General features: G+C 68.4%; 21 protein-coding genes. 13 read left to right on the top strand and 8 right to left on the bottom strand.

Annotated features, from left to right (window positions below):
- Positions 1–12 precede the first annotated feature (12 nt).
- Positions 13–819, top strand: coding sequence for an SDR family NAD(P)-dependent oxidoreductase (locus O6P37_RS20735; protein WP_269895846.1), 807 nt, complete (start codon positions 13–15; stop codon positions 817–819).
- A 13-nt stretch (positions 820–832) separates the two neighbouring features.
- Here O6P37_RS20735 and O6P37_RS20730 read toward each other — a convergent pair whose 3' ends face one another.
- Positions 833–1615, bottom strand: a complete 783-nt coding sequence (locus O6P37_RS20730; protein ID WP_269895845.1) for an SDR family oxidoreductase — start codon at positions 1613–1615, stop codon at positions 833–835.
- A gap of 27 nt (positions 1616–1642) precedes the next feature.
- Positions 1643–3403 carry an N-acyl-D-amino-acid deacylase family protein gene (locus O6P37_RS20725; protein WP_269895844.1) on the bottom strand — a complete coding sequence of 587 codons (1761 nt, stop codon included), beginning with the start codon at positions 3401–3403 and terminating at the stop codon, positions 1643–1645.
- A gap of 76 nt (positions 3404–3479) precedes the next feature.
- On the opposite strand from O6P37_RS20725, the gene O6P37_RS20720 reads away from it, so the two are divergent.
- Positions 3480–4118 (top strand): TetR/AcrR family transcriptional regulator, encoded by a 639-nt coding sequence (locus tag O6P37_RS20720; RefSeq protein ID WP_269895843.1) that lies wholly within the window; start codon positions 3480–3482, stop codon positions 4116–4118.
- 6 nt (positions 4119–4124) lie between these two features.
- On the opposite strand, the gene O6P37_RS20715 is transcribed toward O6P37_RS20720, so the two are convergent.
- Positions 4125–4883, bottom strand: coding sequence for an alpha/beta fold hydrolase (locus O6P37_RS20715; protein WP_269895842.1), 759 nt, complete (start codon positions 4881–4883; stop codon positions 4125–4127).
- A gap of 204 nt (positions 4884–5087) precedes the next feature.
- Between O6P37_RS20715 and O6P37_RS20710 the strand changes: the two genes are divergently transcribed.
- The 10 genes from O6P37_RS20710 to O6P37_RS20665 all read left to right on the top strand — a co-directional run bounded on the left by O6P37_RS20710 (position 5088) and on the right by O6P37_RS20665 (position 16157).
- Complete coding sequence (locus O6P37_RS20710) at positions 5088–6548, top strand: DUF4185 domain-containing protein (protein ID WP_269895841.1); 1461 nt, start codon at positions 5088–5090, stop codon at positions 6546–6548.
- Between the two features lie 217 nt (positions 6549–6765).
- Positions 6766–7737, top strand: coding sequence for a GGDEF domain-containing protein (locus O6P37_RS20705; RefSeq protein WP_269895840.1), 972 nt, complete (start codon positions 6766–6768; stop codon positions 7735–7737).
- A gap of 22 nt (positions 7738–7759) precedes the next feature.
- Positions 7760–8209 carry a universal stress protein gene (locus O6P37_RS20700; RefSeq protein WP_269895839.1) on the top strand — a complete coding sequence of 150 codons (450 nt, stop codon included), beginning with the start codon at positions 7760–7762 and terminating at the stop codon, positions 8207–8209.
- Between the two features lie 203 nt (positions 8210–8412).
- Positions 8413–8853, top strand: a complete 441-nt coding sequence (locus O6P37_RS20695; protein WP_269895838.1) for a hypothetical protein — start codon at positions 8413–8415, stop codon at positions 8851–8853.
- Between the two features lie 162 nt (positions 8854–9015).
- Complete coding sequence (locus O6P37_RS20690) at positions 9016–9765, top strand: CDP-alcohol phosphatidyltransferase family protein (RefSeq protein WP_269895837.1); 750 nt, start codon at positions 9016–9018, stop codon at positions 9763–9765.
- 135 nt (positions 9766–9900) lie between these two features.
- On the top strand, positions 9901–10575 hold the full coding sequence (locus O6P37_RS20685) for a lysophospholipid acyltransferase family protein (protein WP_269895836.1): 675 nt from the start codon (positions 9901–9903) through the stop codon (positions 10573–10575).
- A 13-nt stretch (positions 10576–10588) separates the two neighbouring features.
- Positions 10589–11497, top strand: coding sequence for a phosphatidate cytidylyltransferase (locus O6P37_RS20680; RefSeq protein WP_269895835.1), 909 nt, complete (start codon positions 10589–10591; stop codon positions 11495–11497).
- Between the two features lie 8 nt (positions 11498–11505).
- The gene (locus O6P37_RS20675) at positions 11506–13803 is read left to right on the top strand and encodes an ATP-binding cassette domain-containing protein (RefSeq protein ID WP_408633216.1); all 2298 of its coding nucleotides are present in this window, start codon (positions 11506–11508) and stop codon (positions 13801–13803) included.
- A gap of 168 nt (positions 13804–13971) precedes the next feature.
- Positions 13972–15327, top strand: a complete 1356-nt coding sequence (locus O6P37_RS20670) for an NAD-dependent epimerase/dehydratase family protein (protein WP_269895834.1) — start codon at positions 13972–13974, stop codon at positions 15325–15327.
- Positions 15324–16157, top strand: a complete 834-nt coding sequence (locus O6P37_RS20665) for an SDR family NAD(P)-dependent oxidoreductase (RefSeq protein ID WP_269895833.1) — start codon at positions 15324–15326, stop codon at positions 16155–16157. Before O6P37_RS20670 ends, O6P37_RS20665 begins: the two co-directional genes overlap by 4 nt.
- A gap of 45 nt (positions 16158–16202) precedes the next feature.
- Here O6P37_RS20665 and O6P37_RS20660 read toward each other — a convergent pair whose 3' ends face one another.
- From O6P37_RS20660 to O6P37_RS20640, 5 genes are all read right to left on the bottom strand, one after another.
- Positions 16203–17735 carry an adenylate/guanylate cyclase domain-containing protein gene (locus tag O6P37_RS20660; RefSeq protein ID WP_269895832.1) on the bottom strand — a complete coding sequence of 511 codons (1533 nt, stop codon included), beginning with the start codon at positions 17733–17735 and terminating at the stop codon, positions 16203–16205.
- A gap of 106 nt (positions 17736–17841) precedes the next feature.
- Positions 17842–18561, bottom strand: a complete 720-nt coding sequence (locus O6P37_RS20655; RefSeq protein ID WP_269895831.1) for a DUF4189 domain-containing protein — start codon at positions 18559–18561, stop codon at positions 17842–17844.
- Positions 18562–18715: 154 nt separating this feature from the next.
- The gene (locus tag O6P37_RS20650; RefSeq protein ID WP_269895830.1) at positions 18716–19549 is read right to left on the bottom strand and encodes an SDR family oxidoreductase; all 834 of its coding nucleotides are present in this window, start codon (positions 19547–19549) and stop codon (positions 18716–18718) included.
- Complete coding sequence (locus tag O6P37_RS20645; protein ID WP_269895829.1) at positions 19546–21051, bottom strand: AMP-binding protein; 1506 nt, start codon at positions 21049–21051, stop codon at positions 19546–19548. Before O6P37_RS20645 ends, O6P37_RS20650 begins: the two co-directional genes overlap by 4 nt.
- A gap of 111 nt (positions 21052–21162) precedes the next feature.
- Positions 21163–22173, bottom strand: coding sequence for an AraC family transcriptional regulator (locus O6P37_RS20640; protein ID WP_269895828.1), 1011 nt, complete (start codon positions 22171–22173; stop codon positions 21163–21165).
- Between the two features lie 149 nt (positions 22174–22322).
- On the opposite strand from O6P37_RS20640, the gene O6P37_RS20635 reads away from it, so the two are divergent.
- Positions 22323–23174 (top strand): MaoC/PaaZ C-terminal domain-containing protein, encoded by an 852-nt coding sequence (locus tag O6P37_RS20635; RefSeq protein ID WP_269895827.1) that lies wholly within the window; start codon positions 22323–22325, stop codon positions 23172–23174.
- Positions 23175–23176: the final 2 nt, after the last annotated feature.

Here is a 23176-nt window from a genome sequence, read left to right as displayed (position 1 = left end):
GCGCTCGCCGCTATGTTGGCCGGTGTGAACAGATTCGAGTCCAAGGGTGTCCTCGTCACCGGCGCAGCATCGGGCATCGGGAGGGCGACCGTCGAACGACTGCTCGCCGAGGGCGCCACCGTCGTCGGTGTCGACGTCGCCGAGCGGACCGATGTCGCGAACGACCGGTACGCCTACCGGCAAGCCGATGTGCGTGACGGCGATGCGATCGGTGCGGCGGTGAGCGCGGTGGTGGGCGCGGCCGGCCGCCTCGACGGCGTAGTGCACGCGGCGGGCGTGGCCGGAGGCGGCCCGGTCCATCTGCTGTCCGACGAGGAGTGGGACCGGGTGGTCGACGTCAACCTCAAGGGCACGTTCGTCGTCACCCGCGCCGCGCTGCTGCAGATGATCGAGCAGGACCGGGTCGGCGGCGAACGCGGTGCACTCGTGCACCTGTCCAGCGTCGAGGGGCTCGAGGGCACCGCGGGTGGCAGCTCGTACAACGCCGCCAAGGGTGGAGTCGTGCTGCTCACCAAGAACGTCGCGATCGACTACGGGCCCAGCGGGATCCGGGCCAACGCCATCTGCCCCGGGTTCATCGAGACGCCGCTGTTCGACTCGGTGGTGGGGATGCCCGGCATGGAGCAGGCCCGCGACGGGCTTCGCCATGAGCACAAGCTGCGCCGTTTCGGACAGCCCGGCGAGATCGCCTCGGTGGCAGCGTTTCTGCTGTCGCCCGATGCGAGTTTCGTGAGCGGACAGGCGATCGCCGTGGACGGCGGCTACACGGCGGGGCGTGACCACGGCGTCACCGACCTGATGGGGCTGGGAGAGCATTAGCGCGCGACGTGCCTCACCTGATCCACTCGGGCTGCGGCTCGGTCTCCACCGTCGAGAAGTCCTTGTGGCCCAGGCCCGCAATGCATCCCCCGTCGACGACGAATTCCGAGCCGGTCGAGTAACTCGACTCGTCGCTGGCGAGATAGACGACGAGGTTGGACACCTCCACGGGCTCCGCGGCGCGCCCCAGTGCCGTCTGGAAGATGTCGTCGGGCACCCAGTCGGTCATCGGCGTCTTGATCAGCCCGGGATGGATCGAGTTCACCCGGATCCCGCTGGGCCCCAGTTCCAGTGCGCACGACTTGGTCAGCCCACGGACCGCGAACTTCGTGGCGGTGTACCCGTGGCATGCGCTGGTGCCCGCCATCCCCTCGATGGACGAGATGTTGATGATCGAGCCCCGGCCCGCACGCTTCATCGCCGGGGTGACGGCGCGGATCCCGAGGAACACGCCGGTCAGGTTCACGTCGATGATCCGCTGCCATTCCGACAGCGGATAGTCCTCGATGAGTCCGATGTTCAGGATGCCCGCGTTGTTGACCAGGATGTCGACCGAGCCGAAGCGCTCGAGCGCGGCGGCCACGACGGCGTCCCAGTCCTCGGGCCGGGTGACGTCGAGGTGGACGTAGCGGGCGTCGTCGCCGACATCGCGGGCGACCAGTTCGCCTTCGTCGTCGAGGATGTCGCCGAACACCACCTTGGCGCCCTCGGCCACCAGCGCCCGCACGTGGGAGGCACCCATCCCGCGGGCTCCCCCACTGACCACCGCTACCTTGCCGGCCAGACGTCCTGCCATTTATTCCTCCTGTTTCTCCAGTGGTTCTCAGCGAGCTCCGCGTACCAGCCGGCCCGGGCGGGCGCCGGTGTCGACACCGTCCCGGCGGGTCACCACGCCACTGACGACGGTGGCGCGGTAACCGGACGCGCCCTGCACGAGCCGGTGCCCACCGGCGGGCAGGTCGTAGGCCATCCGCGGCGCGTGCAACGTGAGCGCGTCCATGTCGATCACGTTCAGGTCGGCTTTCTTGCCCACCTCGATGACGCCGCGGTCGGTGAGCCCGAAAAGCGCTGCGGTGTCGTGTGACTGCTTGCGCACGACGTACTCCAGCGGCAGCTTGTCCCCGCGGTGCCGATCACGCGCCCAGTGGGTCAGCAGGAAGGTCGGATACGACGCATCGCAGATCATGCTGCAGTGCGCACCGCCGTCGGACAGTCCCAGGACCCCTGCCGGGTGCGTCATCATCTCGCGGATCGCGTCGTGGTTGCCGTCGGAGTAGTTGAACATCGGCAGCATCAGCATCGTGGCGGCGTCACCGTCGAGCATGAGGTCGTACATCGTCGTCAGGACGTCCTCACCGCGCTCGCGGGCGATCGCGGCGACCGTCCGGTCGGCGGTGGGCTCGTAGTCGGGTGGCTCGCCGATGGCGTACAGCCGGTCCGCCGAGTACTGCGCCAGGGCGAACATGCCGTCGAACAACACGTCCGGGTTGATCGGCAGGTCCTCTTCGGCAAGGATCGTCGCCCGCACAGCGGGTTCGGCCAGCCGGGCCGCCAGCTCGTCGCGTGTGCACTGAGACTTGAGCCGCCGGTAGGTCGGCCGGTGGGTGAAGGCGTGGTGGCCGGGGAAGCCGAGCAGCATGCCGAACGGCCGGGCGGCGACCTGGGGGTGCAGCCTGCTGCCCGCCTCGTGCGCGGCCGCCGAGATGTCGAGTTGCTCGCGCCACAGGTTGGGGTCGGCGTCGACCTGGATGAGCGCGAAGCTCAGTGCGCAGTCGATCTCGCCGCCAAGGCGCCGCATCCACTCGAGTTCCTTCTTGGGTGCGACGATGTCCTCGCCCGCAGCTCCCTGCGGCGCCAGTTCGAACACCGCCCCGCCGCCTGCGGCCATCGCCCGGCCGAGCGCGAAGAGTTCGTCTTCGGCCGCGAACGTGCCGGGCACCGGTTCACCGTCCATCGCGCGGTGCGCCAGCGTCCGCGACGACGAGAAGCCGAGCGCACCCGCCTCGGCCGCCTCGCGCACCAACCGGCTCATCGCCTCGATGTCCTCAGGAGTGGCGGCCTCGTTGCGGGCGCCGCGCTCGCCCATCGCGTAGGCACGCACGGTGCCGTGCGCGACCTGGCTGCCCACATCGACGGCCAGTTCACGCCTGCCGATGACGTCGAGGTACTCGGCGTAGCTCTCCCAGCCCCAGGTGATGCCCTCGGTGAGGGCGGTGCCCGGAATGTCCTCGACGCCCTCCATCAGTTCGATGAGCCACTGCTCCTGGCCGGGTCGCACCGGTGCGAACCCGACGCCGCAGTTGCCGGTGACCACCGTGGTCACGCCGTGATTGCTCGAGGGCTCCAGCAGGCTGTCCCAGCTGACCTGGCCGTCGTAGTGGGTGTGGATGTCGACGAACCCGGGGGCGACGACGGTTCCCGTGGCGTCGATGGTCTCGGCCGCCTCGCCCGCCAGCGTCGGGTCATTGGGCCCACGGCGGCGGACCTCGACGATCCTGCCGTCGCGGACGGCCACATCGGCCAGATAGCGGTCGGCGCCCGTGCCGTCCACGACGGTTCCACCGGTGATCTCGAGGTCGAACACGAATCACTCCCTCACGAGGCTGCCAACCGTTACCGTGGCGAATGTAACACCGTTACAGAGACCGGAGAGGCGAATCGTGGCGGACGGAAAACGGGAATCGGTCAACGCCGACACGATCCTCGACGCCGCCGCGCACCTCATCGAATTGCACGGCGTCGGGGCGTTCACGATGCGCAGCCTCGCCGAGGCGCTTGGGGTCGCGGTGACCTCGATCTACTGGCACGTCGGCGGCCGGGACAAGGTGTTCGACAGCTTGGTGGAGGGACTGCTCGGCCAGATGGCGAACCTGCCCACCGAGGGCGGGGGTCCGGTCGATCGCATTGCCTCCCTTGCCCGTTCCCAACGCAGGGTGCTCATCGAGCGCCAGCACCTGCTGAGCATCGCCCACGAGCGCGACCGCACGCCCGCACTGTTCCTGCCGGTGCAGCAGACGCTCGCGGCGCAGTTGGCCGAACTGGGCGTGACCGGCGATGAGGCCGCCCTGGTGCTGCGTGCCATACAGGTGCACGTCATCTCCTCGGCGGTCATGCAGTTCTCCGCGGTGCGCGGGGCCAAGCACGACGAGGAGGACCCGTCGCTGTGGACCGACGACTGGCCGGACCGGGCGCTGGTCGAGGCGCTGCAGTCGCCGACCGACTACGACGCGGTGTTCGAGTACGGGCTCGATGCGCTGCTGGCACCGCTGCGCGCAGGCGCCGCGGCCACCGGTCGGTGAGCCGGCTCAGTTCGGGATCAGCGGTCCGACGGGTCGCGTGTCGGTGGCCGCCACCAGGAGTTGCGCCAGGTCGCCGGGCCTGCTGAGGTACGGTGAGTGCGACGCGTCGATGGTCAGCGGTTCGACGCCGAGGCGGTGCACGACGCTGTCGGCCAGCCACCGCGGCATCGCCCGATCCTGTTCGCAGCGAATGAAACTGCGGGGCAGATTCGCCGCCCAGAAGCCGGGCACCGACACCGGGGCGACCGTCGTCTCACCGAACCGCTCGGGGCCCAGCCGGTCGAAGGCCCAGCGCGCCGTCGGCTCGTCGCAGTCGTGGTAGAAGTACTTCCAGGCACCCTCGAAGTCCGCGAACGTCATCGCGCCGTCCTCGTCGAAGTGCAGATAGCTCAACATCTCTCCGACGTCGCCGTCGAGATCGCCGTCCTCGGCGTTGGTCATCGTCATGGCCTCGGTGTAACTGCGGCCCTCGCGCGGCAGGGCCGCAGCGAGATAGATGACGTGGCTGACCATGTGAGGCGCCGAGTCGACACCCAACGTGGCGTCGAATCCTCCGCCGGAGTGGCCGACCACGACGTCGCCGCTCTCGATGACCGTCGCGACCGCCTCGCGGCGATTCGCCAGGGTGGACTCCTCGTCGACCCGCGAGCCGTGGCCGGGCAGATCCACGGCCACCGCGTCATGGCCGAGGGCCCGGAGTTCGTCGATCGTGCGGGTCCAGCACCACGCGGCGTGAAATCCCCCGTGTACGAGTACGAAACGCACGTCGTCCTCCTTGCGTGCAGTGCGGCGGGGCCGAAGGTACGCGACGACGTCGGCCGGTGCTGAGCTTTCGGGTCAGGTCGCGACACGGTCACGGAAACGCATCCATTGACGCATGGATGACAGCAGTAGTCACTCCAGTCACTATCGTCACAGCTGTCTACTGCTGACGTCACCGCGGCGTCCCGCCCCTCCGAGAGGTGTGACATGTCGCTGCGTCGTCGATTGTCCACGGTGTCAACCGCTTCCATGGCCTCGGCGGTCGTCGTCGGGATGACGCTGGCGACGGGCATCGCACCGGTGGCGTCCGCCGAACCCTGCACCGGCGCTGCGGCGGCAGCCAAACCCCCTCCGACCCCGAGCGGCGGTGCTGCGCCCACCCTGCCCGGCAGCGAGATACCACCCCGTGGACACCGGCCCGCAGGCACGAACGAGAACGCCCCGCTGCCCAGGACGGGTCAACTTTCGGAAGCGATGCTCGGCGCGCTGTCGCCCCAGCCCGCCCGGCTCGATCAGCAGGCGAGAGCGGTGCCTGCGCCCGCACCCGCACCAGGCGCTGCCAATTCGCCGTCGGCTCAGACAGACACACCGGCCCAGGCAGCTGCTCCCCAGGCACCACCGCCGGCGCCGCCAGGGACGTCACTCGTGGGGTGGGTGACCGGACCGGACAGCCCGAACCAGACGATCAACAGGTTCGCCATCACCGGCACCGACCTCGGCATCATGTGGGACAACGGTGATTCCTCGAACCGCCAGGTGTTGATGGCGTTCGGCGACACCTACGGGTACTGCGGTGTCCGCGGTCAGCAGTGGCGGTACAACACCCTGTTCCGCAGCCAGGACGGCGCTTTGTCGAAGACGGTCGCCGTGCCCAACGCCGGCCTGTCCAACCGGTATTCGGGCGCACCGATCTGGCCGTCGGGCATGGCCAAGCAGGTCGTCAACAGCCCGAAGTGGGCGGCCACCGAGCGCGGCATCATCCCCACCGCCGGGGTCGCGATCGGCAACACCCAGGTGATGAACCTCATGTCGATCCGGAGCTGGGACAGCGACGGCCGCTGGACCACGAACTTCTCGGCGATCGCGGCGTCCTCGGACAACGGTGAGAACTGGACGGTGCACCCCGCGACGGTGAGAGCAGCGCGAGCGGACGGCGTGCCCGGCGCCCGATTCGCGCCGGGCAATGAGAACTTCCAGCAGGGCGCATTCCTCAAGCCCGGGCCCGGTGACCCGTACCTCTACTCCTTCGGCACCCCGGCCGGCCGCGGCGGTGCGGCATACATCTCCCGGGTCGGCCAGAACCAGGTGCTCGACCTCACCAAGTACGAGTACTTCAACGCCGGGCAGAACGCCTGGGTCCCGGGCAACCCGGCGGCCGCCACGCCGGTCATCCCCGGCCCGGTCTCGGAGATGTCGGCGCAGTACAACACCTACCTCAAGCAGTACCTGGTGCTGTACGGCAACGGCGCCGACGACATCGTGGCGCGGACGGCGCCGGCGCCGCAGGGCCCCTGGGGACCCGAACAGCTGCTCGTCCGGTCCGCCGACATCCCCGGCGGCATCTACGCCCCCTATCTGCATCCATGGTCGGTCGGCAAGGAGTTGTACTTCACCCTGTCGCTGTGGTCGGCGTACAACGTGATGTTGATGCGCACCGTCCTGCCGTAACCGCGTCTCGAGGTCGCCAGCAATTTCTGCGACCTTCCGCCTACCGCGCGCTTATGCAGCTACAGTCGTTCCAAACGATGAGCTGCACCGGGCTGAGCAACGTCGCCGGAGGGTACGAGTGTCACGACTGAGGACGTGGTGGACCCAACCCGACCCGTTCGACTGGATCACCAGTTTCCTTCGGCAGCGCCGACTCCTACGATCGGCTCAGCTCATCATGGGCGTGGTCACCACGTCCTCGGCACTGGTGCCGCTCAGTGTGCTCGCCAGCAGCCAGCGAACGATCAACGAGTCGCTCGTCTGGGGCGCCGTCACGGCCGTGTTCACCGCTGGGGTCACGGCGTTGTGGTTGACGCGCTGGCCGACCCGCAGGCAGTCCGAACTCGTCTGTGTGGTGGGCGCCCTGTCGACAGCCGCCTGGAGCCTGACGCAACCGAACCCCACCCTGACCGCCCTCGGCGGGGCGGGGATGGCCGTCATCGCGGGCTACATCGCTTTCTTCCACACCACGAGGCTGTTGCTCGTCAACTTCGTGCTGGCACTCGCGATCGCCGTCACCGCAGCAGTGCGCCTCGGCCGGGACGACGGCCTCGTCACCGCGATGGGAGCGTTCTGGCTGATCTGGTTCCTCAACGTCTCGGTGTCGATCGGCGTGTGGGCGATGTCGCGGGCGCTCGTCCGGTACGCGGCCCGTTCCGACGAGGACCCCCTGACCGGGCTGCTTAACAGGCGTGGGTTCATAGACACCCTCGACCGCCAGCTCGCCACGACGCAGGCCACCGGCGACCATCTGTCGTTGCTGATGATCGACCTCGACGACTTCAAGCGCATCAACGACACCGACGGCCATGCGGCGGGCGACACCGTCCTGATCGCCGTCTCGGACCTGCTGCGCTCGCATGCTCCGCCCGGCGCCGCCATCTGCCGGGCCGGTGGCGAAGAATTCCTGATCGCCGACATCTCCAGCCGCAGCGACGTCTCGACGCTGGCCGCGGACCTGTGCGCCGCCATCGCCGCACTGCCGCAGCGGATCACGGCCAGCATCGGTTCCACCACCGCTGAGATCACCGACGCGGACGCCTCGACGCGGCACATCGAGCACCTCATCGCCGTGGCGGACGCGGCGATGTACGCCGCCAAACGCGACGGTGGGAACCGGCCGAGGCACACCTACGCGACCATCGGCTGACCGGCGGACAACAGGAGGAATCATGAGCGACTACAAGATCGTCGTCGTCGGCACCGACGGCTCGGAATCGTCACTGCGTGCAGTGGACAAAGCCGCGGCCATCGCCGCCGAGTCCGGCGCGAAACTCATCGTCGCCACCGCGTATCTACCTGAGCAGGAACATCATTCCGGCGAACCCGATCAGCCGACCGGCGAGGGCTACCGGACGCATGGCGGTGCACCGACCTACGCGATGCTGCGCGAGGCCAGCAATCGAGCGCGGGAGGCGGGGGTCAAGGACGTCGACGAACGGGCCATCGTCGGTGCGCCGATCGACGTGCTCGTCGACCTGGTCGCCGACGTGAACGCCGACCTGCTGGTGGTCGGCAGCGTCGGGCTCAAGTCGATCGCCGGCCGCCTGCTCGGATCCGTTCCGAGCGCGGTGCGCCGTCGCGCGAAGACCGAGGTCCTGGTCGTCGAGACCACGGACTGACCGAAGCCACTTCACGTTTGGGCCGCCGACGAGAATGACGAAGTTGGGATCGGTAGGCACCGGACAGGTCTTCACTGATCGCAGGTGAGCCCGTCAGGGCGACAACCCTCCGCCCCCGTATCCCTGGCAGGCACCGAACACGTGCTGGAGCCTGTTCATCCCGCATCCGTGCCGATCCGCCACCCACCCCGAGGAGAAACATGATGAGAACTGTCGTCCGTGCCGCAGCGACGGCCGTCGCGATGGCGGGTGCCGCGATCGCACTCGCGAACCCCGCACATGCCGACGATCTCAGCGGCACCTACACCCTGATCAGCGACCAGAGTCAACGGATGGTCAATGGCGCGCCGAATCCGTATCCCAATTCGTCGGCCACCTGGATCATCACGCCCTGTGGTTCCGGCTGTGCCCGGGTGGCGTCCACGACCGGGTGGACGGCCGACGCCCGGCTCGTCAACGGCCGATGGGAGTTCACCCGCGAGGCCACATGGTCGTGCCCCGACGGCAGGCAGCTGCCGAACACCATCGGGTACTCGTTCGACCCGGCGACCCTGACGGGCACGTCGACCGGCCGGATCCCCACCGGCTGCGAAGGATTCCCCGTGTCGGTGGACGGCATCCGGGTCTCGTTGACCCGCAGGTAGACGGCGCCGAGCACGAACGGCCGGCTCGGTGACGAGCCGGCCGTTGCCGTTGTCGCGCGGCCGACGATTCTTGGGATCGGTAGCCCCTCGCGCCCGCTTGACTCATCGCATCGACGACGCCACCGAGGCGCGTACGAGCAAGCGACACGAAAGGAGCCGGCCATGAAGACGTCCGCCCCCACCCACACCCCCGCCGCGTCGACGCCCCGCCGGGCCCGCATGTCCGGCCTCTACGCGCTCAAGCCATGGTTCACCCGGCAGCTGACGCCGATCCTCGACGCCGCGGTCGCTCGGCGGATCTCGCCCGACGCGTTCACCGCCGCAGGGGTGGCGGCCGCAGCGGCCGGCGGAATCGCCGTCGCCTACGGCTGCTGGCCGCTGGCGGCGCTGTTCATGGTGCTGCGGCTGGCCGGGGCGAACCTCGACGGCGCGGTGGCCCGAGCCCGCGGTGTGAGCCGGCCGTGGGGCTTCGTCGTCAACGAGATCGGCGACCGCGCCGCTGATCTGCTTGCCTTCGCCGGCCTGGCGGTGTGGGCGGCCCGTCAGGGCGGCCCCGGACTGGACTGGTTGTCCTGGCCGGTGCTCCAAGTGCTGCTGGCCGCACTCGCCGCGACGCTGCCGACGTTCGCGTCGCTGGCGGCGGCCGCAGCGGGCGGCACGCGCCGCAACGGCGGCCCCCTCGGCAAGACAGAACGGTGCCTGCTCGTGGTGCTGGCCACCGCATTCCCGGTCATCATGCCCGTGCTGCTGGCTCAGCTGGTGAACGGTTCGCTCATCACCACGGTGCTGCGGCTGCGGGCAGCGCACCGCGAACTGAAGGCGCAGCGCAACTCTGAGCGGGAGCCGGTGGCCGACGTCCTGCCGATCACCCGGCCCCTCACCGTGCCGCTGGGGGTGCTGACTGCGGCCTGACATCCGGGACCGGCCCCTGCAGCTGCTCGTACGGCGGCGACGAACCTCTCGGCGAGGTCGTCGCCGCCAGTCGGCGTTGCGGGATCGGCGGTTTTCTTGGGATCGGTAGCCCCCGAGCCCCGATGTACTCACACCATGAACTTCCACCGCACCACTCGGCCCCTCTCCCCGTCGAGCACTCCGCGACGCGCGGGCAGTGTCCTGCGGCACTGGCTCTGGCGGACCGTGTGCGGCGCCTCGGGCGGGCTGACCGTGACCGGCCGCTGGGAGACCCGCGGCGGCTGCGTGGTCGTCGCCAACCATGCCTCACACGCCGACACCGCGGCACTGCTCGCGGCGCTTCCACCGACGGCCCGCCCGGTCTTCGGTGCGGCTGCGGACTATTGGTTCGACGTCCCGGTGCGGCGCTTCGTCGCCACCTCGCTGGCCGGCATCCTCCCGGTCCGGCGAACCGGTGACGGCGGCTACGCCGCACTGCTTGCGGCGGCCGAGCCGGCGCTGCGGGCCGGCCGCACCGTCGTCCTCTACCCCGAGGGGACGCGGTCGACCGACGGCAGCATCGGCGAGTTCCGCTCCGGCGCCCTGCGATTGGCTCGCGAATGCGGCGTGCCGATCATCCCGGTCGCGATCGCCGGCACGGCTGACGTGCTGCCCAAGGACGGCCGCTACTCCCCCGCCCCGATGAGGGTCCGTCTCGGCGCCCCGCTGGATCCCCACGACACGTCGGCGGCGCAACTGCGGGCGCATGTGTCGGTCCTGCGGGAGGATTTCGAAGGCCGGGCCGGTGACCGATACGCGCTCGCATCCTGAGACAGGCGCCGCAATGACTATCTTCGACCAGTACCTCGCGTTCCTCCACCTCGACCGGCGGATGGCGCTCGACATCGACCTGGGTCCGCTGCAGCTGCATCTCTTCGGCCGGTCGGTGTTCCTGATGTGGATCACGGTGGCCATCCTGGCGGTTGCCGGCATCGCCGTCCTGGTCTCCCGCAGGCCGGAGTTGATCCAGAAATGGCGCACCTGGGTGCTGATCGCCCCCGCCGTCGGCCTGCCGGTGTGGATCGGCCACGGCACCACCGCCGTGCTGGCCGCGGCGCTGGCCGTCGTCGCGGTCACCGAGTACGCCCGGCTGGTCCGGCTCGAGCGGGCAGACACGTGGGTGCTCCTGGCCCTCGCCGTGCTGTATCCCCTCGCCGCGTGGCTGCGGCCGTCACTGCTGCAATTCGCGCCCGTCCTCCTGCTGCTGTGCGCGCTGCCCTCGGTCCTCGGCGGCGACGTCGAGAACGGCGCCAGGCGAACCGCATTCACCGCCTTCGGTTCGGTGTGGATCTGCTGGTCCCTGTCACACCTCGTGATGGTGCTGCCGGACACCTACCTGCTGTGCTTCGCCGTCGCGGCCACCGACGTCGCCGCCTGGTGCGGCGGAAAGGGACTGCGCCGCATGGCCTGGGCGCGTCGACCGCTGTCGCCGTTGAGCCCCAACAAGACGGTCGGCGGCCTCGTCGGCGCGATCATCGGCGCCTTCGTCATCCTCACCCTGCTCGGCAGCATGTCGGTCGGCCTACTCATCGCCGTCTCGATCGGCGGTGTCTTCGGCGACCTCCTCGAGTCGATGCTCAAGCGGCAGGCTCAGGTCAAGGACGCCGGCGACTGGCTGCCCGGGTTCGGCGGCCTGCTCGACCGCATCGATTCGCTGTTACTCGTCCTCCCACTCGCGTACTTCCTAGGATGAACGAACACATGAGCCACTCTTCGGTTCCCACGATGACGCCCACGATCACCGTCTGCTCGGCACGCGGGCGACACACGTTCGCGCCGGGTCGCGATGTCGTCGTCGGACGCGACGTTCGCGCCGACGTCCGCATCCCGCACCCGAAGGTGTCGCGTTCGCACGTGATACTGCGCCATCTCGACGAGGGCTGGATCGCGGTCGACGACACGAGCCTGCATGGCATGTACGTCGATGGGCAACGGGTGCCTTCGGTCGATGTGCATGGCGGACTGACGATTCACCTCGTCGCACCCGACGGTCCGCAGCTCAGATTCGAACTCGGCACCGCGCCTCCTGCGGCCGACGCGGTGACCAAGCGGATGTCGCGGCAACGGGGCCGGGAGGATTCACTCACGATCGGACGCGCCGCCGACAACGACATCGTCGTGCCGGACGTGCTCGCCTCGCGCCACCACGCCACCCTCGTCACCACGGACCGGGGCGTACAGCTGTCGAGCACCGACGCCCGCAACGGCACGTTCGTCAACGGGGTGCCCGTCACCGACGCCCCCCTCGCCGACGACGACGTCGTGACGATCGGCAACGTCGACTTCGTCTTCACCGCAGGTGCGCTGGTGCGCCGTACTCAGCCCGCCGTCACCACCGGCGGCCTCGAGGTGAACGAGGTGAGCCTGGCGATCGAGCGTGACATCGTTCTGCTGGACCGGGTCTCGCTCACCGCCCGCCCGGGCACGTTGACGGCGGTGATCGGGCCGTCGGGCTCGGGCAAGTCCACGCTGGCGAGGATGATCGTCGGCGCCGGACGGCCGACCAGTGGTGCGGTCTCGTTCGAAGGGCGCGACCTCCACACCGGGTACGCCGCATTGCGCAGCCGGATCGGCATGGTGCCGCAGGACGACATCGTGCACGGCCGGCTCACCGTCGCCCAGGCGCTGGACTTCGCCGCCGAGCTTCGGATGCCCGCCGACACCGCCGCCGAGGACCGCAGGCAGGTGATCGCCGCGGTGCTCGAGGAACTGGAACTGAGCGGCCACGCCCAGACCCGCATCGACAAGCTGTCGGGCGGTCAGCGCAAGCGCGTCTCGGTCGCGCTCGAACTGCTGACCGGTCCCTCGCTGCTGGTGCTCGACGAGCCGACCACCGGGCTGGACCCGGCGCTGGACCGCGCGGTGATGGGGATGCTGCGCAGGCTCGCCGACGCGGGCCGGGTGATCGTGGTGGTGACCCACTCGCTGACGTTCCTGGATGTGTGCGATCAGGTGTTGCTGCTGGCGCCGGGTGGCAAGACCGCCTTCTGCGGCCCGCCCGGCGCGCTCGGCTCGGCGATGGGATCCACCGACTGGGCGGACATCTTCACCAGCGTCAGCGCCGACCCCGACGGTGTCCAACGCCGGTTCCTGGCGGGCAGAGAGCCATCGGCCGCACACAGCGTCGTCGACGACGCATCCGCGCAGCCCGCGAGAGCGGCCGCACCGTCGTTCACCGGGCTGCGCCGTCAGGTCAGCACGATCGCCCGTCGTCAGGTTCGGCTGCTGATGGCCAACCGCGGCTATCTCGTGTTCCTCGCGGTGCTTCCGTTCATCGTCGGTCTGCTGCCGCTGACGGTGGCCGGCGACGCCGGTCTGGGCGGACCCCCGCTGGACGGTGCGCCACCCTTCGAGGCGAAACACGTCATCGCGCTGACAAGCTTCGCCGCCATCCTGATGGGCGTCACGCTCACCGTGCGCGACCTGGTCGGTGAACGTGCCATCTTTCAGCGCGAGCAGGCGGCCGGGATGTCCGCCTCGGCGTACCTGCTGGCGAAGATCGCGGTGTTCGGCGCGGTGGCGGTGATCCAGTCGGCGATCCTCGTCCTCGTCGTCACGGCGGCCGGGTTCGGCAAGTCCGGGCCCTCACGCGCGGTGGTGCTGGGCAGCCCGATGCTGGAGTTCTTCGCCGGCATCGCGGCGACGGCCGTCGCAGGCGCGGTGCTGGGACTGGCGGTGTCGGCCTTGGCACGGACCGGCGATCAGGTGATCGTGCTGCTGGCGGCGACGTTGATGGCGCAGCTGGTGCTCGCCGGCGGCTTCATCCCGGTGACGGGCAGGCCACTGTTCGAGACGCTGGCATGGCTCACCCCCGGGCGATGGGGATTCGCCGCGACCGCGTCGACGGCCGACCTGACCTCGCTGGTCGCCGGGGTCGCCGACGACAAGCACTGGCGACACTCCCCGTCGGCATGGCTGTTCGACATGGCCATGCTGGCGGTGCTCACCGTGCTGTTCGCCGGCATCGCCCGCTGGCGGATCCGGTTCAGGGCTTCCTGAGCGCCGCGGCGCGACGTTTGCGGCCCACATCCCCGGGTATGGCTCGGGTGCCGGACGCTTTCTGCAACGTGTGAGCCCCTCGGCATCATCGTCCGCCGCACCTTGCGCCATTCGGCTCCGAATACAGGGCATCCGCTGTCGACACCGGAGCTTGTTCAGGAGGCATCCATGCGCGTCGTCGTCACCGGTGCATCGGGCAACGTCGGTGCCGGAGTGCTGCGCGCACTCGCCGGTCAGGCGCCCGACGCCGAGGTGGTGGGCGTCTGCCGGCGTCCGCCGGCGTCCGGGCGCAAGTACGAGAGGGTGCGCTGGCACGCCGTTGACCTGGCCTCGCCGAGCGCGGCCGCCCGACTCGGGCCGGCGCTGCACGGCGCCGACGTGGTGATCCATCTCGCCCTGGCCGTTCAGCCGGTGCGCGATGAGGACTATCTCTACCGGGCCAATGTGGTTGGCACACAAGTGCTTCTGTCGGCCATGGAGGCCGCCGGCATCCGGCACCTGGTGTACGCCTCGAGCCTCGGCATCTATGCGCCCGGCGCGAGAGAGCCGGTCACCGAGTCGTGGCCCGACTCGGGGCAACCGACCTCGGTCTACAGCCGGCACAAGGTGATGGCGGAACGGATACTCGACCGCTTCGAGCAGGAACATCCGCAGACGGTGGTGGCGCGTTTCCGTCCCACCGTGGTGGTGCAACGCGAAGCGGCGTGGCTCATCCACTCGCTCTATCTCGGCCCGCTCGTTCCCCGCGCCGCCCTGGAACTGCTCCGGCGCGGCGCGCTGCGGATCCTTCCGCTGCCGAGAGGTCTTGCGCTGCAATTCGTCCACGCCGACGACGTCGGGGACGCGGTGATCAGGATGATGCAGCGCCGCTCCCGCGGATCGTTCAACATCGCGGCCGACGTGTTGGACACTCGCGCACTGGCGGCCGTGGTCGGTGCCCGCGCGATCGGCGTCGACCCCGGACTGATGCGCGCGGTCATCACCGCGCTCAGCGCGTGCCGGGTGATCGCCCTGACCCCGGGTTGGTACGACGTGGCCACCAACTCACCTGTCATGGACACGACGAAGGCACGCCGCGAACTCGGCTGGGCGCCGTCGCGGACGTCCGCCGCGAGTGCACTCGAACTTCTCGAGGGCATGGCCGAAGGTGCCGCGGGAACGAGCGCGGCGATGGGCTGGAGATCCGAGGAGCGACGAATGACACCACAGACGATCCGGCGGATACACGACGGCTCCCTGTTGCTGTGGACCACTCTGGCCGTCGCCCGTGCGCTCGGCGTCGGCCCTGCCACAGTCCCCCAGGCCGCGGCCGTCGCCGTCAACCTGGCGTCCGGCACCCCGATGGCGCTCGACAGGGTGCTCGAGCGACGCCGCGACCCCGTCGCGATACTGGCGCCACTCGCGGTGGTCGCAGCGCTGACGACCACCGTCCGCGGCGGATGGGCGTCGGTCGCCGCCACCACATGCCTCGGTGTGCTCGCCGCGGCCGAACGCCGCCGGGCCCGGCGAATCGGACAGACATGAGCGCGCCGCTGCACCCACAGGTGGTCGTGATCACCGGCGCTTCCAGCGGAATCGGCCGGGAGACCGCGCTGCACTACGCCCGCAGGCACGCGTGCCTTGCGCTGGCCTCACGCTCGGAGGACACCCTGCGGGAGGTCGCCGAGGAATGTCGAGCGAACGGCGCCACAGCCGTGCTGGTGCAGGCCACGGACATCGCCGATGCCGGTGCGGTACAGGAGTTGTTCGACGTCACCGTGACGCAGTTCAACCGGGTGGACATCGCGGTGCAGTGCGCGGCGATCACCGCCTTCGGCCGGTTCGAGGACGTTCCGGTCGACGTCTTCGACGCTGTCATCAAGACGAATCTCATCGGCGCCTCGAACGTGGCGCGTTCGGCACTTCGCCACTTCCAGGAAAGGGGCTCGGGGCACCTGGTGCTGGTGGGGTCGCTCCTGGGAGTGGTCGCGGTGCCGTATCAATCGGCTTATGTCTTGAGCAAATTCGCGTTGAGCGCACTGGTTCGGGTGCTGCGTCAGGAGAACCGTCACCTGCCCGACGTCCGCATTCACGGGATCTATCCGGGCCCGGTCGACACCCCGGTGTACGGCACGGCGGGAAACTATTCCGGCTTGACCCCGCGGGTGCCGCCGACTGCAGACGCCGCGGGCGTCGTCGCCGCGGCGATCGTGCGCGCCACCGAGCGGCGTCGCTCGAGCGAGCGTCAGGTGGGGCTGTTGAACTGGCCGGCGATCATCACCTTCCGGCTGCTACCCAGCGTCTTCGATGCCGTGATCGGCCCGTTCATCCGTGCCACTGCGTTCGAATCGGGGCGCAGCACCTCTGACACGTGAAAATCTGCGTGAGACGTCGTCGACCGGTGCGTCGTGTCGAGAAGGCTATCGATCCGGGGGAAGACCGCTGTCCCCGGCGGCGAGGCCGAACACCTGTACGGCTGCCGACTTGCCCTTCAAGACGTGGACTCCTCGGTCGGTGAGGTCACCGGGCCGTGAAGTCAACGCGTCCACCGTCGCCCGAGTCAGCAGGATCGCATCGCCGGTCGTCTTCGTGAGTTGCTCGACCCTGGCGGCGACGTTGACGGTGTCGCCGATGAGGGTGAACTCCAGCTTGCCTCCACCACCGATGGTGCCGGCGATCACCACACCGCTGTTGATCCCGATGCCGATTCGCAGCGCGCTGCCGAACGTCTGGGCGACCCGCTGATGAATGCGCAGTGCCGCTGCGACGGCGGCGGCAGCATGGTCTTCGATGTCGTTCGGGGCGCCGAAGACGGCCAGCGCGCCGTCGCCGAGGAACTTGTTCACATGTCCGCCGGTATCCACGACGGCCGGCACCACGATCTCGAACAAGGCGTTGAGGCGAGCGACGGTGTCTTCAGCGGTATGCGTCTCGGCGAACGGGGTGAAGTCACGGATGTCGACGAACATCACGCTCACCTCGCGCCGCTCACCGGTGAAGACGTCGTCGCCCTGCTGGAGCAGACGTGCTGCGAGCGCTGGGTCGACGTATGTTCCGAATGCGCCTTGAAGTCGTTGCCGCTCAGCCAACCCGGCCTGCATGCGGTTGAACGATGCGGCCAATGCGCCTAGGTCATCGTCCTGAACGACCGGCAGCCGTCGGCCGTAATCGCCGGCCGCAACGCGTTCGGCTCCCGAGGCCAGGTCGCGGATCGGTTGTAGCGATGGCGAGAACCCGAGGGCGACGGACGTCGGCACCGCGAAGATCAGCGCGAAGGCACACGCGATCACGACGCACAGGACGGGCATCTCAGCGGCCCGCGGGATGACTAACGCCAGAAAGGCTCCTGCGCAGGAGTACGCCACCGCGACTGCGACCATGGCCACATTCGATCGCGCGGCGAATGTAGGACGAGAGCGCGGCATCTCGTCACCGATCTCCGTGCCCGCGGTGAGTGCGATCCTGGCCGGCCTCAGTGATGACTCGACGATGCTGTGGAAGGCGATCAGTTGGACCGCAGGTCCGAAGACGGCGCCGATGATCGCGTACTGGACCAGCCGTGGGCCCGTCGCCTCGGCCATCGCGCCGATGACAACCGCCAGCGTTGCGGCCCAGAGACCGGAACTCCACAGCGTCACCGATGACGTCGTGCGCGAGTAGGTATAGGTACCCTTCAGGGCAGATTCGCGGTCGACGTCGTGGCCGGCCGCCCAGCGTTCGGCGGGGCGCATCGACCGGTGGCCCGGCATGATCATCAGGCATTCGAGCACCAGGACGGCGACGATGGTAACGGCTGCCGCTTCGACGTAGCGATCGGACTGTTCGAAGGCGACGATCGGCAGTGACAGCAGCAAGAGGTAGATGGGCAGCGCGACCGGAAACGCGACAACGCTCGTGGCCCACGCGTACCTCGCCCCATACCGATCCCACGTCCACTGCCATATGCGATCCATGGCAGGAGACTAGAACCCCCGGCGTGACCGCGCGGCGGGTGACACAGAACAACCGATTCCGCCCGGACCGTGGTGCCACGGTCCGGGCGGATCAGTGTCGAACGACTCAGAAGTACGTCGTCGTCGTGGTGCTGGTGCCGTTGTCGCAGGCGATGGTCACCGTCCAGTTCCGGAACCGCGGAACGGCAGGCACGACCCTGAGGTCGTACTGCGCATTGGCGGGCAGTGCGAAGGCGCGGTTGAAGTTCTCCGCGGTGTAGGTGCACTGCGACGAGACGCCGCTGCGGTCGGTGATGTGAGCCACGAAGCCGCCCAGAACCGGGTCGAACGACACCGTCGGCCCCAGCTTCGGCGCGGGCGGCGGAGGCGGCGGATCGTTGGGCGGCGGCGGGGTGGATCCATTTGCGCAACCGGACACGATGACCTTGGCGCCCTGCTGATTCTGCAGCTTGGCCCTGGCCTTGCTCTGCGCGGCGGCAAGCGACGGATCAGATGCCCCGGTCATCTCGCCGTAGTCGTTGGAGGCCGCCGCCGCACACTCGTTCGTCGCGATCACCTGTGCGACGCAGTGGCTGCCGCCGTTGCTCACACAGTTCGACAGCGCACCCTGGGCGGCCTGTTCCTGACTGGCACCGATGGCCGAACCGCCGGCCATCGTGACGGGCGGATTCTCGCTGACGAAGCCGATGGCGAGCGCGATGTGCTGGTCGGCGGCGCTCGCCGGAGCGGCGGCGCTGACCATGCCGACACCAGATGCGAAGGCAGCCAGGAAGATCATCGCTGCGGTACGGGTGCGGTGGCCGGCTGCGTCTCTTGAGATGGTCATGTTGTCCTCCGATGGAAGTGAGCCGATGTTCGGACCCTCTTGGGCTACTCGAATACTCGGCTTCACGAAGCGGCCGGGTAATCGCCGGGAGGGCAGACTTCACCGAAGGATGGGAAGGGTTTCCTGTCCGCTGGGCAAGGGGCGGGGCGGCCCCCTAGCTGTGTCGAGCGCGGTCTTCGTAGCCCTTGCGTTCGTCCGCGTCGATGCCGTCGAGGAAGACGTTCTCACCGCCGAGAGCGCGGGTCAGTCCTTCGGCGACTGTCCGCGGCATGAACTTCTGGGCTGCCGCGAGCGCTCCGGCGAACTTCGTGACGCGCACCCGTGCTCTGGGTTTACGGATCAGGCCGACGATCGCAGCGGCGATGTCGTGCGGTTCGGCATTTCTGACACCGCGGACACCGTGTGTACCCGCAGTGAGTTCGGTGTTCACGAACGATGGCATCATGAGCGAGAAATCGACCCCGCTGCCACGGTGTTCAACGCGTGCCGCGTCGGTGAACCCGACGACCGCGTACTTGCTCGCACAGTAAGTGGCGAGCCCAGGGGTGTAGATCTCTCCGGCGAGGGACGCGACGTTGATGACGTGTCCGCTGCCGCGAGGCACCATGCGTTGCGCGGCCAGCTTCGCGCCGTTGATCACACCGAGGACGTTGATGTCGATGATGCGCTTTGTCACGTTGTCGGATTCGTCGACGAGTCGGCCCGCGGGCATGATTCCGGCGTTGTTGATCAGCACGTCGATCGGGCCGAGCTGTTCTTCCACGTGGTCGAGGAACGCCGCGAACGACTCGACGTCGGTCACGTCGAGCCTGCAGTACGTGGAAAGGTTCAGTCGGGTGGCGGATTCCGTCAACGCCACCTGGTCGATGTCTCCGATCGCCACCCTCGCGCCGAGCCCCGTCAGAGCCGCAGCCGTGGCCAGTCCGATACCGCGGGCGCCACCGGTGATCGCGACGACCTTGCCGTGTACGTCAGCGTTCGAGGTCATATCTTGTTGTCCGATCCCTGCCAGTAACTCTCGCGGATGATGCGTTTGAACAACTTGCCGGATTCCTCACGCGGCAGTGCGTCGTCGAAGACGATCAGCTTCGGAACTTTGTAGCCGGCGAGCCTGCTGCGCAGGAAGCTGCGGACGTCGTCCTCCGTCAAGCCGGCGGCTCTGTCGGTTTCGATGTGGGCGGCGAGCGACTCGCCGTACTCCTCGTCCGGAACCCCGAACACCGCGCAGTCCCTGACCCCTGGCAGTTCGGACAGTGCGGCCTCGGTCTCGGCCGGATAGATGTTGACTCCGCCCGAGATCACCATGTCGCTGGACCGGTCGGTCAGAAAGAGGTACCCGTCCTCATTCAGCAAGCCCATGTCTCCGACCGTGACGAACCCATCGAGTTCCATGTTGCGACGCTTCTCGTCGTCGCCGAGGTAGGTGAACCCGGGCCAGTAATCGGCCGGCTTCACGTAGACCATCCCGACCTCGCCAACCGCCGCCTCGGTGCCGTCGTCACGAACGATGCGAACGGCGGCGCCGTCGGTGGGGGCGCCGACGGTGCCGGGATGCGCCAGCCATTCCTCGGCGGTGCACCACACGATCGGCCCGGTCTCCGAGCCACCGTAGTACTCGGTGATGATCGGGCCGAGCCAGTCGATCATCTGTTGTTTGACGTGTTTCGGGCACGGGGCGGCCGAGTGCACCACCGACCGCAGCGACGAGAGGTCGTACGAATTCCGCACGTCCACAGGAAGCCGCAGCAATCGGGTGAACATGGTCGGCACCATCTGGACCTGCTCGATGCGGTGCCGTTCGACCGCCGCGAGGAATTCCTCGGGGTCGAACCGGGCGAGGATCGTCGTGTCCATCATCAGCCGAACGGCGAAGGTGGCCATCGTATTCGGCGCCGTGTGGTACATCGGGGCCGGGATCATCGTCCGCCCTCCCGGGGCGAGACCCATCCTGGTCATCATGGTCATCGCCATCGCCATCATGGACTCCGCACTCACCGGTTCGCGCACAATGCCTTTCGGCCTGCCAGTCGTGCCGGAGGTGTAGATGGTGCCGAGTCCGGCGGACACAGCGGCGGAGTCACTGACCGGCTCGCTCTCGGCCAGCCATTCCTCGTACTCGCGATGGCGACCTGACGCAGCCGAGGAGTCGGTGCCGATCTCGATGACGTCGACGCCGATCGGGGCCGCCTGCTCGACGGCGCAGACGTAGTCGGCGTGGGCGAAGACGACGGCGCTGCCGCTGTTGTCCAGCAAGTAGCCGATCTCATCGGATTTCCAGTGCCAGTTCACCGGCACAGGGCTTGCACCTGCCGCAGCGATACCGGCACTCACCTCCAGGAATTCGACCGAGTTCGCCATGACCAGCGCGACGTTGTCGCCCGCTGAGACTCCGATGGCAGCCAGTCCGGCGGCGACGCGGGCGACCCGCTGCGTGAGTTCGTCATGTGTGCGTTCGACCGTGCCGCATCGAACCATCGGTGCCTCGGACATGGAGTGCTCTCCTCGCTGCGTTGCCGTACGAGGTCGACGCTAAGCGCCAAGCGGCCCGCACCCCAGTACCCGGGCGCGCAGTCTTCGTGACCCAACCGCGCAGGGGAACAGCTACGCCGACGGCCCAGGTTCGGCTGAGTCAATACGGTAGGAACCCGGCGAGCTGCCGGTCCAACGGCGAAATGCTCGTCGGAATGCGCTGGGCTCGGAGAAGCCGAGTCGCTCGGACAAGCTGTCGATGGTCTCGGTGCCGCGAACCAGACTCGTGATCGCGGCGTCTCTCAGGATGTCTTCCCTGATCTGCCGGAAGGAGGTCCCGTCCTCGCGAAGCAGCCGCCGCAGATGTTGCGGGCTGATGGCGAGCCGGCGGGCCACCTGCTCGGCGCTGGCACCGTCGCCGCGTTCGAGGATCCTGCGGACCCGGCTCGCCATGGTCGGGTGGTAGTCACGGCGGAACAGCAGGTCCGCGGGCGAGTTTCTGATGAACTCGAAGAGCTCGTCCTCCCCACGGATGACGGGAGCGTCGAGATAGGTGCTGTCGAAACTGATGGCCGCGTTCGCCGAGTCGAACACCGGAGCGATCCCGTAGATGAGGCGGTAGTCCTCGCTGTGCGGCGGGCAGGGGTACGGCATCTGCACGGCAGTGAGCGGGATCTGTTCACCGATCAGCCATCCGGCGAATCTGTGACTGACCGCGACGAGAACGTCGATCAGCAACTGGTCGGTCAGGGTCTGACCGGTCGGATCCAGTGTGAGGCGGGTGGTGTGACCGTCGTCGGTGACATCAGTCGCGACGAATCCCATGGAAAGACTCGCGAACTCGGCGAAGCGGCGTAGCGCGGTCCGTAGGTCAGGCGAGTGGATGAGGCCCAGAGAGATCATCCGGAAGGTGCCTCGGGCGACGGGCTTGGGCCCGACGCCGAGCAGTTCGTCATCCGTGGAGGCCCACAGCGCCTGCACGACGCGGGTGGCCTGCGCAGGCGTCACGCGGCTGCTGTCGCGTTCGATCAGCTCGGGGGCGATCCCGGCACTGAGCAGGGCGTCGCGAACGTCAAGGCCGTACCGCTGCGCCGAGGTCAATGCCGACCGCACGAATGCAATCGCCACTGTATGGCTCGCCACGGCCTGAAACTACCAGGACACCGGCGAGCGCTTCGGTCATTGATCCCGGTCGGTGAGGTCATGGGATCGGGCGTTCTCGCTGCATAGCGTGGAAACGAGCACCAGGTCCGACATCGCGGACCCGGCGACCCCCATAGGAGACACATTCCATGCCCGAGCACGTGTTCGACACCGACGGAATCGGCCGGTGGAGCGACGAGATCACGTTCCCGGTGGACGTCGAGCGGTCGATCGCCTATGCAATGGCCACCAATGACCCGATCGCCAAGCACCTCGCGGGTACCGTCGCGCCTCCGGTCTTCGCCGTGGTGCCGGCACTCTCCGAGTTGGCCGAAACCACCATGCTCGCAGTCCCCGACGAACTCATGTTGCGAATTCTGCACGGCGAGCATGACTTTCGCTTCTACCGTGCGATCGTTCCTGGCGAGACACTGAGCGTCCGCTGCAAGGTCGTCGGAATCCACGGGAAATCTTCGGGCGTCGTCGTCACCACGATGGCCGAGACTCGCGACGGGAGTCTCGGCCTGGTCAACGAGCAGTACTTCTCCGGATTCTTTCGCGGCGGCGACTGGCCGCACGCGTCGGGCACCCCGGCGCGAGACCATGCGTTCGACGAGAATCTTCGGGGCAGGGCGGCCGACTTCGTCGTCGAGCAGAAGTTCGACACCGACCAGACGTTCCGTTACGCCGAACCGGCGGGCGACCCGATGCCGATCCACCTCGACGACGAGATCGCCAGGAGCATGGGTCTGCCGGGAATCATCCTGCACGGCCTGTGCACGATGGCTTTCAGCTCGCACGCGTTGATGTCCCATGTCGCGCCGGACAAGCCAGAGCTGCTCAAACGGCTCGCCGTGCGCTTCGCCACGCCTGGTCGCCCGGGCCAGGTGATGACGACGTCCGTCTGGAAATCCGGCGACGGGACCTACAGGTTCGAAGGTGTCAACGACGACGGCCAGGTCCTGATCAAGGACGGGCTCGCAGAATTCGAGGGAGCGTGACC

Origin of the sequence: Mycobacterium hippophais (assembly GCF_027529605.1) — a bacterium.
Lineage (GTDB): Bacteria > Actinomycetota > Actinomycetes > Mycobacteriales > Mycobacteriaceae > Mycobacterium > Mycobacterium arseniciresistens.
The sequence above is the reverse complement of the archived record's forward strand: the minus strand, read 5'-3'. Positions and strand labels throughout refer to the sequence as shown.

What these genes read in the sequence shown, in the direction of transcription:
- O6P37_RS20735 (WP_269895846.1), top strand. Translation starts at nt 13, where the DNA reads ATGTTGGCCGGTGTGAACAGATTCGAGTCCAAGGGTGTCCTCGTCACC.
- O6P37_RS20730 (WP_269895845.1), bottom strand. Translation starts at nt 1,615, where the DNA reads ATGGCAGGACGTCTGGCCGGCAAGGTAGCGGTGGTCAGTGGGGGAGCC.
- O6P37_RS20710 (WP_269895841.1), top strand. Translation starts at nt 5,088, where the DNA reads ATGTCGCTGCGTCGTCGATTGTCCACGGTGTCAACCGCTTCCATGGCC.
- O6P37_RS20705 (WP_269895840.1), top strand. Translation starts at nt 6,766, where the DNA reads ATGGGCGTGGTCACCACGTCCTCGGCACTGGTGCCGCTCAGTGTGCTC.
- O6P37_RS20700 (WP_269895839.1), top strand. Translation starts at nt 7,760, where the DNA reads ATGAGCGACTACAAGATCGTCGTCGTCGGCACCGACGGCTCGGAATCG.
- O6P37_RS20695 (WP_269895838.1), top strand. Translation starts at nt 8,413, where the DNA reads ATGAGAACTGTCGTCCGTGCCGCAGCGACGGCCGTCGCGATGGCGGGT.
- O6P37_RS20690 (WP_269895837.1), top strand. Translation starts at nt 9,016, where the DNA reads ATGAAGACGTCCGCCCCCACCCACACCCCCGCCGCGTCGACGCCCCGC.
- O6P37_RS20685 (WP_269895836.1), top strand. Translation starts at nt 9,901, where the DNA reads ATGAACTTCCACCGCACCACTCGGCCCCTCTCCCCGTCGAGCACTCCG.
- O6P37_RS20680 (WP_269895835.1), top strand. Translation starts at nt 10,589, where the DNA reads ATGACTATCTTCGACCAGTACCTCGCGTTCCTCCACCTCGACCGGCGG.
- O6P37_RS20675 (WP_408633216.1), top strand. Translation starts at nt 11,506, where the DNA reads ATGAGCCACTCTTCGGTTCCCACGATGACGCCCACGATCACCGTCTGC.
- O6P37_RS20670 (WP_269895834.1), top strand. Translation starts at nt 13,972, where the DNA reads ATGCGCGTCGTCGTCACCGGTGCATCGGGCAACGTCGGTGCCGGAGTG.
- O6P37_RS20665 (WP_269895833.1), top strand. Translation starts at nt 15,324, where the DNA reads ATGAGCGCGCCGCTGCACCCACAGGTGGTCGTGATCACCGGCGCTTCC.
- O6P37_RS20660 (WP_269895832.1), bottom strand. Translation starts at nt 17,735, where the DNA reads ATGGATCGCATATGGCAGTGGACGTGGGATCGGTATGGGGCGAGGTAC.
- O6P37_RS20655 (WP_269895831.1), bottom strand. Translation starts at nt 18,561, where the DNA reads ATGACCATCTCAAGAGACGCAGCCGGCCACCGCACCCGTACCGCAGCG.
- O6P37_RS20650 (WP_269895830.1), bottom strand. Translation starts at nt 19,549, where the DNA reads ATGACCTCGAACGCTGACGTACACGGCAAGGTCGTCGCGATCACCGGT.
- O6P37_RS20645 (WP_269895829.1), bottom strand. Translation starts at nt 21,051, where the DNA reads ATGTCCGAGGCACCGATGGTTCGATGCGGCACGGTCGAACGCACACAT.
- O6P37_RS20635 (WP_269895827.1), top strand. Translation starts at nt 22,323, where the DNA reads ATGCCCGAGCACGTGTTCGACACCGACGGAATCGGCCGGTGGAGCGAC.